This is a genomic window from Marinifilum sp. N1E240, assembly GCF_009295825.1.
Classification (GTDB): Bacteria; Bacteroidota; Bacteroidia; order Bacteroidales; family Marinifilaceae; genus Marinifilum_A; species Marinifilum_A sediminis.
The window spans coordinates 15,757-28,830 of record NZ_WHKF01000013.1 but is presented as its reverse complement, the minus strand read 5'-3'; the positions used below and the strand labels follow the sequence as shown (position 1 = coordinate 28,830).

The 13,074-nt window shown below is 37.9% G+C and carries 10 protein-coding genes and 1 riboswitch; of the genes, 1 reads left to right on the top strand and 9 read right to left on the bottom strand.

Features of this window, described 5'->3' with window-relative positions; all coding sequences use genetic code 11:
* Positions 1 to 3: 3 nt before the first annotated feature.
* From cbiD to GCQ56_RS18770, 9 genes are all read right to left on the bottom strand, one after another.
* A complete protein-coding gene (gene cbiD / locus GCQ56_RS18810) occupies positions 4 to 1,824 on the bottom strand; it encodes a cobalt-precorrin-5B (C(1))-methyltransferase CbiD (RefSeq protein ID WP_152736082.1) in 1,821 nt (606 codons plus the stop codon).
* Between the two features lie 68 nt (positions 1,825 to 1,892).
* The gene (gene cobM, locus GCQ56_RS18805; protein ID WP_152736081.1) at positions 1,893 to 3,725 is read right to left on the bottom strand and encodes a precorrin-4 C(11)-methyltransferase; all 1,833 of its coding nucleotides are present in this window, start codon (positions 3,723 to 3,725) and stop codon (positions 1,893 to 1,895) included.
* 45 nt (positions 3,726 to 3,770) lie between these two features.
* On the bottom strand, positions 3,771 to 4,976 hold the full coding sequence (gene cbiE / locus GCQ56_RS18800) for a precorrin-6y C5,15-methyltransferase (decarboxylating) subunit CbiE (RefSeq protein WP_152736080.1): 1,206 nt from the start codon (positions 4,974 to 4,976) through the stop codon (positions 3,771 to 3,773).
* Entirely contained in the window at positions 4,969 to 6,372 is a 1,404-nt protein-coding gene (cobJ, locus tag GCQ56_RS18795) for a precorrin-3B C(17)-methyltransferase (protein WP_152736079.1), read from the bottom strand. Before cobJ ends, cbiE begins: the two co-directional genes overlap by 8 nt.
* 6 nt (positions 6,373 to 6,378) lie before the next feature.
* Positions 6,379 to 7,083 (bottom strand): precorrin-2 C(20)-methyltransferase, encoded by a 705-nt coding sequence (cobI, locus tag GCQ56_RS18790; protein WP_152736078.1) that lies wholly within the window; start codon positions 7,081 to 7,083, stop codon positions 6,379 to 6,381.
* 15 nt (positions 7,084 to 7,098) lie between these two features.
* Entirely contained in the window at positions 7,099 to 7,983 is an 885-nt protein-coding gene (locus GCQ56_RS18785; RefSeq protein ID WP_152736077.1) for a sirohydrochlorin chelatase, read from the bottom strand.
* A 2-nt stretch (positions 7,984 to 7,985) separates the two neighbouring features.
* The gene (gene cobA, locus GCQ56_RS18780) at positions 7,986 to 8,831 is read right to left on the bottom strand and encodes a uroporphyrinogen-III C-methyltransferase (RefSeq protein ID WP_227006121.1); all 846 of its coding nucleotides are present in this window, start codon (positions 8,829 to 8,831) and stop codon (positions 7,986 to 7,988) included.
* A 16-nt stretch (positions 8,832 to 8,847) separates the two neighbouring features.
* Entirely contained in the window at positions 8,848 to 9,072 is a 225-nt protein-coding gene (locus tag GCQ56_RS18775) for a hypothetical protein (RefSeq protein WP_152736076.1), read from the bottom strand.
* A 30-nt stretch (positions 9,073 to 9,102) separates the two neighbouring features.
* Positions 9,103 to 9,304: riboswitch (cobalamin riboswitch) on the bottom strand.
* A gap of 202 nt (positions 9,305 to 9,506) precedes the next feature.
* A complete protein-coding gene (locus GCQ56_RS18770) occupies positions 9,507 to 11,153 on the bottom strand; it encodes an AMP-binding protein (RefSeq protein ID WP_227006120.1) in 1,647 nt (548 codons plus the stop codon).
* A gap of 298 nt (positions 11,154 to 11,451) precedes the next feature.
* On the opposite strand from GCQ56_RS18770, the gene GCQ56_RS18765 reads away from it, so the two are divergent.
* Positions 11,452 to 13,071 carry an amidase gene (locus GCQ56_RS18765; protein ID WP_152736075.1) on the top strand — a complete coding sequence of 540 codons (1,620 nt, stop codon included), beginning with the start codon at positions 11,452 to 11,454 and terminating at the stop codon, positions 13,069 to 13,071.
* Positions 13,072 to 13,074 lie beyond the last annotated feature (3 nt).

Here is a 13,074-nt window from a genome sequence, read left to right as displayed (position 1 = left end):
ATCTTATAATATTTCTCCCTTATTACTAATTAGTAAAAGCTCAAATTCATAATCTTCAATTGCAGTTTGACAAACCGCCTTACAACAATCAATTATTGATTTAAAAAATGCTTCATCTTTCGAAAATGTAAAAATATCTTCCAGCTCTCGCCCCATTTTAATGTTTCCAACTTGATGAATTATTTCCTTGGAATAATTACAATCTCGTGCTAGATTCATTAAAAACTCATGATCTAAAACCACTTTTTTACTGTGCGTATCCAAATTTCCAGCAGCTAGTTTTATTGCCTTTCCGGTCATGATACCCATGCTTACTTTCTCTACTCCTGAGCCATTAATGGTTTTCAGCATCTCACCAATAAAATTTCCGTATTGCAGAAAGGCTAGATTATTTAATTCGGGAAATCGTTGTTTTAAGTAACGTTCGCTTCGTCCGCCCGAATTCATTACAATATGCTTGCTCTTATTCAAAACCGCCAAATCCAATTGTTTCTGAATAGTTTGCACATAGGCTTCCAATGAATAAGGTTTAATTCTACCCGTTGTTCCTATAATGGAAATCCCACCAACAATGCCGAGCTTCGGATTAAAAGTTTTTGCACCCAGTTTTCTTCCCAATGGCACAAAAACAGAAACATCTACTCCCTTATCAATTTCATGATCTTCCAACAATTGCTCCAATTCAAAACGAATCATTTTTCGTGGAACAGGATTTATAGCTGGTTCTCCCAAAGGGATTCCCAATCCATCCAAAGTTGCAATTCCAACTCCTTCTCCTTTTACAAATCGAATTGCATTTTCCTCATTCCAGGACAATCGTACACCAATTTCCATTCCGTCGGTAATATCCGGATCATCCCCAGAATTTTTTACAACCGAACAAAGAGTAAAATTCTCTCCTTTTTGATTTTGATGCAATACCATTTCGCAAACTCCACCATCAGCCAAAGTAATATGCTCTTTCTGTTGTTTCTCTTCTCCCAATAATAATTTCATGGCTGCTTTCGCAGATATGGTGGCACAAGTTCCAGATGTAAATCCATGAGCCATTTCCTTTCTTTCAAAAGCAAAAACAGATTTCAAGTATTTCTGCAAGCCTTCACGGTTGGTAATCGTTTCGTTATATTCAGGCAGGTCAGGTCTGCCAATTACATACAAAGGGATTTTATGCTTAATTGCCAATTCCATTTTCTGATCCAACAGCCCAGAATAACCACTCTCTTTGGTGATCATTCCGTGAATACTTTCTGAAATCAATAATGGTTCCTGCGTTTCCATTCCTTCAAAAGCAGGAGCTATAATCAATCGATTCCTTTCTACCCCAGCTTCCTCTGCTATTTTCAAAGAGCTAGGAAAATCCAAAATTCTGTACCAAATGTCAATTCCTTCGGTTTTGGAATGAATTTCAGGCAAGGCTTTCACACCCATTAAAGACAAAACCTTCGTCTGATTTTGATTCTTAATCTCGTTCAAGATTCCATCCAAATCCTGATGATATTGAACAAATTCGCTTTCTATTCGTGGAACTGAGTCTCTTTCAATTCTAATGACAGGCAATTCGGATTGATTGGCTGCACTAACAATATTCTGATGCAAAATATCTGCAAAAGGATGAGCTGCATCAATAATCAAATCAATCTGATGTTGCTTACAAAAGGCTCCTATTTCAGCTATATCCATAGCTCCGCAAAAACGAGTGCCAAATTTGCTCTCATAATTGCCCGAATTGGTCTTGGTGGAATAGAAATGTTCAATTTCCAAATCACTCAACCAATTCGATGTGGCTTTGCCTTCTGTTGTTCCTCCGAATAGTAGAATTTTCATTTATTTATCCATCAGACCTGACAGGTTATAAAAACCAGTCAGGTCAATACGTAATTTTGAATTCGTAATTATTCTTTTTCCGAAGCTACTCTGCAGCCATGTGTAAATTTCGGATGATATAAAAGCGATCTATTCTTGCGATTGCCAATTGCTTCTCCAACCACAATCATCACAGTAAGCGATAGTTTGTTCTCTTTCACAATCTTCACTAAATCCTTCAATTCGCCTCTCCAGATTTTCTCCTCTTTCCAGGTTAGTTTGTGGCAAATTGCCACAGGAGTATCTTCAGGATATCCTTCCAATAAATCCTTCTGTAATTTCTCTACCAAAGTCACACTCAAAAACAGACAAATGGTAGATTGAAATTTGGCAAATTCCGCCAATTGCTCTCTTGGAGGCATTGGAGTTCTTCCCTCGCCACGCGTTAAAATAATCGACTGTACTTTCTCAGGAATGGTAAATTGAGATTTCAAACGAGCTGCTGCAGCCTGGAATGAAGAAATTCCCGGTACAATTTCATAGTCCATTTCGTGCTGATCGAAGAAATTCATCTGCTCTTGAATGGCTCCGTAAATGCAAGGATCACCTGTATGCAAACGTACAACCAAACCACCCTCATCATAATGCTTTTTCATCACATCAAACTGCTCTTCCAAAGTCAAGTCTGCTGAATTTCGTATCACACAAGAGGTTTTTCCGTAATCAGTCAATTCTCTAGGAACCAAACTTCCTGCATATAGAATTAAATCTGCACGCTTTAATAATTTCTGACCACGAACCGACACCAAATCGGGTGCTCCCGGACCAGCTCCTACAATAAATATCTCACCTTTTCTCTCTTGAGCTGCATCCATTGCCAATGCCAAAGTAAAATGCTTTCCATTCGCATCAACATGTTTGCTCTTGGCTTGCAATAGTTTATTCGATCCACTTGCCACCAATGCCGATGCCTCGGATACATTTACCGCTCCCACCTCACGATGAGCAGCTTCTGAAAAGCTTACTTCATCCTCTTTTTCATTCAACTCTTCAGCTGTGAAAGTTTGGAATGATAGATTCATAGCTTCGCTAAAAATCTTATAAGCTTCTTCCTTTGCCTTTACATCAATACTGTTTATGCTTTTAAGAGAGGCAAATGACAAATGATTGGCTTTGAATTGCTCTTGCAATTCAGCATCAAAAGCATTCAATAAAATTCCTTTTTGAGCTCCTGTTCCCACCACAATACACTTAGGTCGGAAAAAGAGTGTTGGAATTTTTGTATCGTATAGTCCCGGAGTTACAGCAATTAACAATCTAAACTCTTCTTGTTTGATATCCTCAAAATTGTAGAATATCTCAACAAAATCAGGACAAGAAGCTTTCAGTTCTTCAGTTCCTTCATTTTTCACATTCAATAAAAGAGCTGTTTTCCTTTTATTTACAAAGGCTGAAATAAAATCATTCTCCTTTGCATTTTGATATTCATTGGTCCAATCGTATTCTTTTCCAATAATATCCAGAGGCCACAAATTTAACGTATCGCTTGCTGTAGTAATAATGGCAGTTCCATTTACAATCTCTGCAATTTGTTTGGCATATTCGTTCGCACCACCTTTGTGTCCTGATAAAACCGATTGTACAAATTTACCTTTCACATCCAAATTGATAACTGCCGGATCGGTAGCTTTATCTTGAATATAGGGAGCAATACTTCTTACACAGATACCCATTGCCCCAATAAAAATCAGCAAATCACTATTCAGAAACTCCTTTTGCAGAAATAACTGAATGGAGTTTATTTTAAGGCTACCAGCATATCCTGCAACAGAAACAATTGAACTGCCTTCCATTTTTGATGCAATTCGCTCTGCCGTTGCCATGGCAAATCGATTATTGATAATGATAAATGTATTGCTCATATTTTTTAGCTTTTAGCTATCAGCTTACAGCCAACAGCTATTTCTTTATTGTCCTTCGTGTTTAATCTTTTTTTTCGCTTGAAAAATCACAATCGGGTTGTGATCATCCTGCTGAATACTCATTTGATCAGAAATTTCCATTTGCAGTTCCTCGGCTGCTTTCAAGAAATCCTGCTTGGTTGATTCACTTACCGTATTAAAAACAATGATTCCATCATCTTCCAATACTGCATGCAAACGCTGCATCATTTCGTTCAATCTTCCACCATGACCACCAATAAAAATGCGATCTGGTCTCTCAATTGTTGAATGATCTATATTGAAAAAGTCATCGTGTATTCCCTCTATTCCAGGCACAGCAAACTTTTGTTGATTTTCCTTCAACAATTCCCTTGACTCCTCTCTTCTCTCAAAGGCTGTTACTTTTATGTGAGGTGCAAACTGTTTGGCTTCGATAGATACCGATCCTGTGCAGTAACCCACATCCCACAAATGTTTTGCCTCATCCAAATCCAAAAAGGAAATGGAGTTCAAACGAATGCTGCGCTTGGTTATCATCTTCGGGCGTCCATCCAAAATGTGAAAATCCTTTTCGTGAATGCCCAAAGTTCTTTTAATTGGTTTCTCCTGAATTAAAATCAAACAATTAGGATGAGCAAATTCTTTTCCAACAGCATCATTCAAGGCAATCTCAGTGCAAAACTGATCCTCACCTCCCAATTTTGAACCTACAATCATCCTGTAATTGTCCAATCCGGCACCCAGCATTCTGGCTGCTATGGTAGATGGCGTTTTCTTTTTATCGGTTAAAACTCCAATAGTCTTTTTTCCACGGATCAATTCTTGATCCAAATTCACCCAATCTCTACCTGTTAAGGTCGTAATCGTCATTTCACCATAAGGCAATTGAAACTCGTGAGCCAATAACTGCAAGCTATTAAAGTAAGAATACACTTTCATTTTAGCTCCAGGAAATCTACGCTTGATGGTGTTCCCTATTCCAAAGAACAATGGATCACCGGATGCAATCACCACAATTGGCTCATCAATCTTTTCGTATTTCTGGAAAGTTCCTTCCAATGGCACCACAACATCAATCCATTCTGCATTAGTTGGAAGATATTTCTTCACCAAATCATGATGACGCTTTCCCCCTGAGAAATAGTGCTGCTGCTGCAGTACTTCCTTCACTTCAGGAGAAAGGCTCACCTCCATTCTATCAGGTATACCAATGATGTAGAAATTATACATCTCTTCCGGGTTTTAGATCGTAAGCATCTTCCAAACTCAAAATGGCATTTATGATGGTAGCTGCCAAAGTAGATCCACCCTTACGTCCATCAATAATAACCGCTGGTAATTCGGTAAAACTCTTCACTCTGTGCTTTGATTCTTTCACATTCACAAATCCAACCGGAGCAGCAATTATACCTGCAGGTTGAATGCCTTTTGTACGAATCAAATCAGTCAATTCGATCAATGCCGTTGGTGCATTTCCAAATACATACAATGCATCCGGATGCTCTTCAACCGCCAAACGAATTCCTGCCTGTGTGCGAGTAATCCCATGCTTTTCGGATAATTCCATTGTTCTTGGATCGTGCAAGTAGCATTTTATCTCAACACCCATTCTTTCACATGCTTTCTTGCGAATTCCCGATTGAACCATAGTCACATCAGTAATGATTACACCACCTTTTTGTAGGTATTCATTCAATTTCGGAGCTGCATTGTTTTGTACTTTCAAAATCTTCGCTAACTCAAAATCGGCTGAAGTGTGAATACAGTGTAATAACATCCACTTGGTTTCCAAAGGCAAATCCATGCCTTTTAGTTCAGCTGCAATTGTTCTGAAACTTTCCTGCATAATTAGCGGACCCGGTCTGCCGTTTTGCTCTTCTTTATTGTAGTAGCCTCGAGGTGTTATGAATCTATCGCCAGAAATGTAAGATTGAGAATTACCAACAATAACGATAGAGAACATATCTACAATTTCAGGGTCGAAATCCTGTAGGTTGGTTAAAGTAATATTCTCCTCATCACGCGCTACCTGACGTACAACCGCAACCGGCGTATTTCCGTCTCTTTCTTCCAAGAACAATTCTCTTAAGCGATACAATTGCCAATATCTTTTCTTGCTTTTAGGATTATAAATTGCAGTAACAAAATCGCCCATAGCAGCTGCCCTCATTCTTTTCTCTATCAAAGCATAATCCGTCAACAAATCAGATAAAGAAAGAATCACCAAATCGTGACTCAATGGAGCACCCAATTTAGCAGCCGCTGCCTGAAATGCTGAAATTCCAGGTACAACCTTCAATTCTACTTTCGATTGTGTTTTCTCAGCCATTTCAAATACTAAAGATGCCATTCCATAAATTCCAGCATCACCAGAACTAATCACAACAACATCTTTTCCTTGCTCAGCCAATTCGAAAGCCTTTTCGGCACGCTGCACTTCCTGTCTCATGCCTGTATCCATGCATTCCGTTCCTTCTTTCAAGAAACTTTCGATAAACTGAAAATAATATTTGTAGCCGATAACAACATCGGCAGTTTTGATTGCATCAACAGCAGGATTCAAAAACATCTCAGGACTTCCTGGTCCTAAGCCTGCAACCGTAATCTTTCCTAATATATTTGGCATGATATTTTATTTATTTCCGTAAAAAATGATAATGGCGAAGTATGGAATTCTTCTGTCTTGTAAACTTTCGATATCCTTACAAGTAAATTGTTTTTCTGTACCCAAATATTCCCCGTAAAAGAATTTCAACTTGCTTTCTTCAATAAACTCTTTGATCCAATCTCGAACCTTAGAGATTTTCATTAAAACCACCGTTTGATTCTGTTCCAAAAGTGATTTTAGTTCTTCTTCATTCTCCAAGTCAGGCGCGACCAAAAGCTTATCTTTCTGAGTAACAAGTGGCAATTGCCCTGCCGATCCACCCAAAATAAATGCCGGTACTCCAGGAATCATTTCAAAATTGATTTCATTCTTCTGAAAATCTTCCAACAAATATGAGAAAGTGCTAAAGAATGAAATATCTCCCTCACTTACAACAGCAACTTGCTTTCCTTCCGCTACGTCCTTCTCAACCTTTAGATAAAGTTCAGCATATGCCTTTTCTGCATGCGACCTTTCCTTACTCATCGGAACATTTACAGGAACAAATTTTGATTCATCCAGTTCCAATTGTTTCAAAATCACCAGAGAGAAACTATCCTGATTTCCTTTAGGCGTTTGGGTTGCCGGAAAATAGATTTTCTCCACTCTCTGCAAACACTTCAATGCCTTAATGGTAATCAATTCCGGATCTCCGGGACCAAGAGCTACTCCAAATACTTTTCCATTCATATTCTTCTCTATATCTTAATGATGGTGATGATGTCCATGATCATGGCTGTGCCCGTGGCAATGCCCATGATCGTGACCATGATGATGATGATGATGATGATGTGGCTCTACCCCCGTTAAATCCGTTGATTCAATCAAATCCACTTTACCATCCAAAACTTCCTGCAATCTTGTTTTTAAAACATCAAATAAGCCATCTGTATCACCTAAAAGTGGTGCGATAGCAATATTCTTATCAGGATTCTCTTTTGCAAAAACTTCCATTGTTTCATAGGCTCTGTCCATGTAAACACCAGAAAAAAACACAAAAGGAAGCATCACAATATTCTTAAATGGCAAAACTTTCAACCAATCCAAAACTGGTGGTAATGCCGGATAGGTCATGCTACTGGTATAAGCATTAACTGCGAAAGGATAATTTTGCTTCTCCTGAATCAAACGAGTCATTTTAGCTAAATCACCATTTGCTTCAGGTTTCGAAGCACCAATTCCAAGAGCAAGAAAAGCAGTATCTTCAGCCTTCCATTCTTTATCAGCTATTGTATTATTTATCAATTCAGCTCCGTACTCAACCATTTCGTTACAAGTTCCAATGTAATTCGCCAATTGAATCTTTACATTATACTTTTCCTGAAAACTATTTAAAGCATAAGGAATATCTCTTTGAATATGAACTCCGGTAAATAGAAAAACAGGAACAGCTACAATCTCTGATACTCCTTTCTCAACCAAACGCTTCACTCCAGTTTCAAAATCCGGCTCTGATAATTCCAAAAAGCCATATTCCACTTCGTAATCCGAAGTTATTGCAGCAAATTTCTCTGCAAATTCCTGAAAAGCCTTAGCTCCTCTCTCCTTGCGCGTTCCATGACCGCAAATCAAAATACCTTTTTTGCTCATAGCTATACCGTTTGAGTTTCGTTCATTTGATTGATTAGTGGAGACAGTTGTTCTGAATAGGCAACCACCTCACCTACTATGAAAATTGCCGGAGGCTTAAATCCACGTTCCTCCATTTTTTCAACTATATCTGATAAAGTTCCTTTTAGGATTTCTTGCTGAGGAAGTGTTCCCCAACGAATCATAGCAACAGGAGTATTGGCATCTTTGCCATTTTCAACCAACTGCTTAATAATCTTAGGAGCCTGAGTAACGCCCATATAGAAAACCAAAGTGTCGATTCCTGTAGCAATCTTATCCCACTGAATTTCTGTTTTGTGATTGGCACATTGGTGACCAGTAAAAAAAGCGACAGATGAAGCCACATTTCTTAAAGTAACAGGAATTCCTGCTGCTCCTGGAACCGCCACTCCTGAAGTAATCCCAGGAATCACCTCAAATTCAATATCGTGTTCTTTTAATCCTAAGATCTCTTCAGCTCCACGACCGAAAACAAAAGGATCACCACCTTTTAAGCGTACGATTTTCTTACCTGTCAATGCATAATCAATCAACATTTTATTGATCTCTTCCTGTGGAAATGTGTGCTGTCTGTTTTTTTTACCGACATAAATGATCTCACAATCATCCTGACAATAGTCTAACAACTCTTTGCTGACCAAATAATCATACAAAACAACTTCTGCTTTCTTAATAGCTTTAATTGCTTTGATGGTTATCAATTCCGGATCGCCCGGACCAGCACCTACAATGCTTACTTTTCCTCTAACACCTATCATGATTTCTGAATTTTCTGGATTCAAACGATTGTTTGATATTTCAATTCTTCTTATTAGCGAATACGACAATTAAGCCAATAGATTTTTATCTATTGAACCTTTTGTGAAATACCACAACAGGAATCATTTTCTCCTCATGAAGAGATTCCTCAGCATTCTCAATAATTTGAATTGGGGATATTCGACTTAGCATCGACTTTAACCAGGTGAAAAGGTTTTCACCGGTTCTTTTTTTAACATGAATAAAGTTCTGCTTTAGCGAACTCAAATCAACACGCCCCGCAGGCATGGAAGTCATAATTTTTCTCATAATCTCACCTTTATTCCCGAAAGTATCGATTAAACATATTCGTTATCAGGCAGGTCTTCTGACTTTCTCCCTCTGGCTGCGCCTTCCCATATTTCCCATGAAATACAGTGACATAATGCAGTAGAGTTTGGTGTAGAGATTACAGCTGCGGGTACAGTTCCGGACTTAAACCGGATTCCCTCTTTAATATCAGATCAAACGAACTGACATTGCCAAATCACAGAACAAATGTAGGATTTTTAATTAGAGATTTACAAGTCTGAATTAATGGGAATCCTTATTTAAAATTAGACCAGACAGTCAAAGCCTGAATATCTGAAACTTAAAAGACAATTGACTTTTCAATTCTGCCTAAAAACATAAATTTCCTACAATAAAAAAGGGAAACAAGCATAAGCTGTCTCCCTTTATATAACTTAAGTTCTATATCCAATTTAATGGTACAAAAACCTTTTTATTTTATGCGTAGCCGTTTTCTGAAATGGATCAACATGGGCAACTACCATTTGTACTTGAGAAAATTTGTTTACTCTTGAGTTAACGTATACTTGAAGTTCCTCCATTAATTCGTCAACCGTTTGATCCACATAATTTTCAACTTCCTTTTTCATGTGTTTGTATTGCAACTCTAATTCTTCGTAATTGAAATGAACCATGGCAACCAATTTACCTTTCTTTTCAATAACCACGGACTCCACAACATGTTTAAAGTTGTTTATTACTGATTCAATCTCTTCTGGATAAATATTTTCACCACTAGCACCAACAATCATGTTTTTTAACCTGCCTTCAATATAAAGGAAGTTGTCCTTATCCATTTTTGCCAAATCACCTGTCTTGAACCAACCATCTTCAGTCAGAACTTCCTTGGTTTTTTCCGGCTCCTTGTAATAACCCATCATTACATTATCACCTTTAGCCCAAACTTCACCAATTTGTGTTTTAGGATCAGGATCGTTAATTTTCACCTTCACACCATCCAGTGCAGGACCTGTAGATTGATATTTAGTTTTTGATGGTCCTATTCCTGCTAATAAAGGAGCTGTTTCTGTTAATCCATATCCAATTGCATAAGGAAATTTAGCCTCTCGAAGAAACAATTCTACCTTCGAACTTAATTTCGCTCCACCAATTCCAAAAAAGGTCAACTCTCCTCCAAATGTTTGCATCAATTTTTTACCCGCAACCAAATTTAATTTCTTGCGAAAGAAAGGAATCTTATACAAAAACTTAGTGATCGCCTTAGAATTGATGGATGGCAATACCTTCCCCTGATATATTTTCTCGATGATTAACGGAACCGAGAACATTATGGTTGGTTTAACTTCCTTAAATGCTGAGATTAACAAAGATGGAACCGGAGTTTTTCCCAAATAGTAAATACAAGATCCTGCAATCATTGGAATCACATATCCTAAAGTATTTTCATAGGTATGAGACAATGGTAAAATGGAAAGAAATCGATCTGTTTCATCAATTGGATGAATATTTTTAGCTCTTGTTGCGTTGAAACAAATGTTTTTGTGCGATAACATTACACCTTTTGAACTACCTGTAGTTCCTGATGTATAAATAATCGCAGCCATATCATCTTCATCGACCTCATACGTGTCAGATGGTGTTTCTCCCAATTGAAATGCATGAACCGTGTCATTTGAATCAATCAAATTAAAATTCTCAACTGCAATCTTATACTGAAGACTATCGGATTTAATTTCCTTAAGTTTAGGTAGCAAGCCTTTCGATACAAATATCGCCTTGGCTTCAGAATGTTTTAGTATATTTTCAATTTCAGCAGTACTAAAATCAGGCAACATAGGAACAACAACTGCTCCCATAAAAGTAGTTGCATAATACGCCATACCCCAATTCGGCATGTTGGTGCTTAATAAGGCAACTTTATCGCCAGGTTTTATTCCAAGCTTCTCGTAAAATGCAATTATTGCCTGTATACTAGAATTGACTTCATTATAGCTCAATGGTTCCTGACCTACTAAAGCCATCGCATTGCAATTTCCATATTTTTTTACGGTTTCCGAAAAAAGTGCTGGAAATGTTAGTTTCTTATATTTTGTCATCATGGTTCAGTTGTGTTGTGGTAACAATCATATAGCATGAGATGATAGAATCCACGTCTGCAAGATAAAAAAAATTAAAATCAGAGCATGCCTTTTCTCCAAATAGCTTAACACCTAGCTCAAACATCAATTCCCTGACCTCCAAGACTAAGGATCGCAAGTCCAATACAGACAGTAAGTTCACAGGTATTTATCAGTAGCAAATCCCTCACTCTCTTTTTGACTGACAAATCCTGAAATAATTCTTTTTTTCCTACATTTAAGGAAAATCACTACATACAAACCTATAATTCTATACACCATGAAGAGACGTCAATTCATTTCTCTTTCCGCAATTAGTGCTGCTTTTGTTTCTGGCTTAGGCTTACAAGCTTGTCAAAGTTCCAGTAATCCGGAAGAAAAAATTCCAAATCAGGAAGATTTTAATAATTTCCCTTACAATGAAAAAAGTATAACTGAATTGTTAGATTTGATGAATTCAGGTCAGCTAAGTTCGGAAGAATTGGTGATTGCCTATTTGGATAGAATTGAAAACATCGACAAAAATGGACCAAAAATAAATTCAGTAATAGATATCAACACAGATGCTTTACCACTTGCCCGACAACTGGACGAAGAACGAAAAGCTGGCATGATCAGAGGACCATTACATGGTATTCCTATAATGCTTAAAGACAATATTAATACTGGCGATAAAATGATGACTACCGCTGGATCCTTCGCACTGGAAGGAAATTTTACTGAATTTGATGCTTTTGTTGTGAAACAATTGCGCGAGGCCGGTGCCCTCATTTTAGCCAAAACCAATTTAAGTGAATGGGCAAACTTTAGAAGTACGCGCTCATCGAGTGGATGGAGCGGAAGAGGTGGTCAAACCCACAACCCTTATGTGATTGACAGATCTCCTTGTGGATCTAGCTCCGGATCAGGAGTTGCCGTAGCAGCCAATCTTTGTGTGGCAGCTTTAGGAACCGAAACAGACGGATCAGTTGTTTGCCCTTCGGGACACAACGGCATTGTAGGAATAAAGCCAACTCTCGGATTGGTTAGCAGATCTGGAATTGTTCCAATTGCTCACTCACAGGATACAGCCGGTCCAATGGCAAAATCGGTTGAAGATGCTGCAATATTACTAAGTGTAATGACAGCTAAGGATAACAGTGATAAAATCACCCTTAACAACAACAATTCAGCAATTAATTATGCCAAAAATCTAAATTCCAAAGCTTTGCATGGAGCCAGAATTGGCATTGTACGTCAACTGTTCGGATTCCATACCGAAGTGGATAAAATCATGGAAAAAGCAATCGAAGATTTGAAATCTGCGGGAGCCGAACTCATTGATGTAGAACTTGAAAACCTACATCAATACAGCAGTGAAGAATTTGAAGTGCTATTGTATGAGTTTAAAAACGATTTGAACAAATATTTAGCTTCTTGTAAATACCCAATTGTTAAAACCTTAGAAGATGTGATTGCCTTTAACAAACAATATGCTGATCTTGAAATGCCATGGTTTGGACAAGAGATTATGGAAATGGCAAACAAAAAGGGAGATTTGAATGAACCTGAATATCTTGATGCATTAAAAAAGTGTAAAGAATTGGCTGGTAAAAAAGGAATTGATGCTACACTCCAAAAACACAAACTAGATGCGTTAATCGCACCTACAAATGGTCCTGCCTGGAGTATCGATTTAATCAATGGAGATCATTATGGTGGAGGAAGTAGCGAGGCTGCTGCTGTATCTGGTTATCCAAACATTACGGTTCCTGCAGGTTTTGTTCACAGTTTACCGGTTGGCATTTCATTCTTTGCAGAAGCTTTCTCAGAGCAAAAATTAATTCAATTTGCCTACGCATACGAACAAGCAACAAAACACAGAAAATCACCCGAATTTTATTCAACAATTATGCAATAACAA

Coding starts and splice junctions, on each gene's coding strand:
- GCQ56_RS18765 (WP_152736075.1), top strand. CDS start 11,452: ATGAAGAGACGTCAATTCATTTCTCTTTCCGCAATTAGTGCTGCTTTT.
- cbiD (WP_152736082.1), bottom strand. CDS start 1,824: ATGAAAATTCTACTATTCGGAGGAACAACAGAAGGCAAAGCCACATCG.
- cbiE (WP_152736080.1), bottom strand. CDS start 4,976: ATGTATAATTTCTACATCATTGGTATACCTGATAGAATGGAGGTGAGC.
- cobJ (WP_152736079.1), bottom strand. CDS start 6,372: ATGCCAAATATATTAGGAAAGATTACGGTTGCAGGCTTAGGACCAGGA.
- cobM (WP_152736081.1), bottom strand. CDS start 3,725: ATGAGCAATACATTTATCATTATCAATAATCGATTTGCCATGGCAACG.
- GCQ56_RS18770 (WP_227006120.1), bottom strand. CDS start 11,153: ATGATGACAAAATATAAGAAACTAACATTTCCAGCACTTTTTTCGGAA.
- cobI (WP_152736078.1), bottom strand. CDS start 7,083: ATGAATGGAAAAGTATTTGGAGTAGCTCTTGGTCCCGGAGATCCGGAA.
- GCQ56_RS18775 (WP_152736076.1), bottom strand. CDS start 9,072: ATGAGAAAAATTATGACTTCCATGCCTGCGGGGCGTGTTGATTTGAGT.
- GCQ56_RS18785 (WP_152736077.1), bottom strand. CDS start 7,983: ATGAGCAAAAAAGGTATTTTGATTTGCGGTCATGGAACGCGCAAGGAG.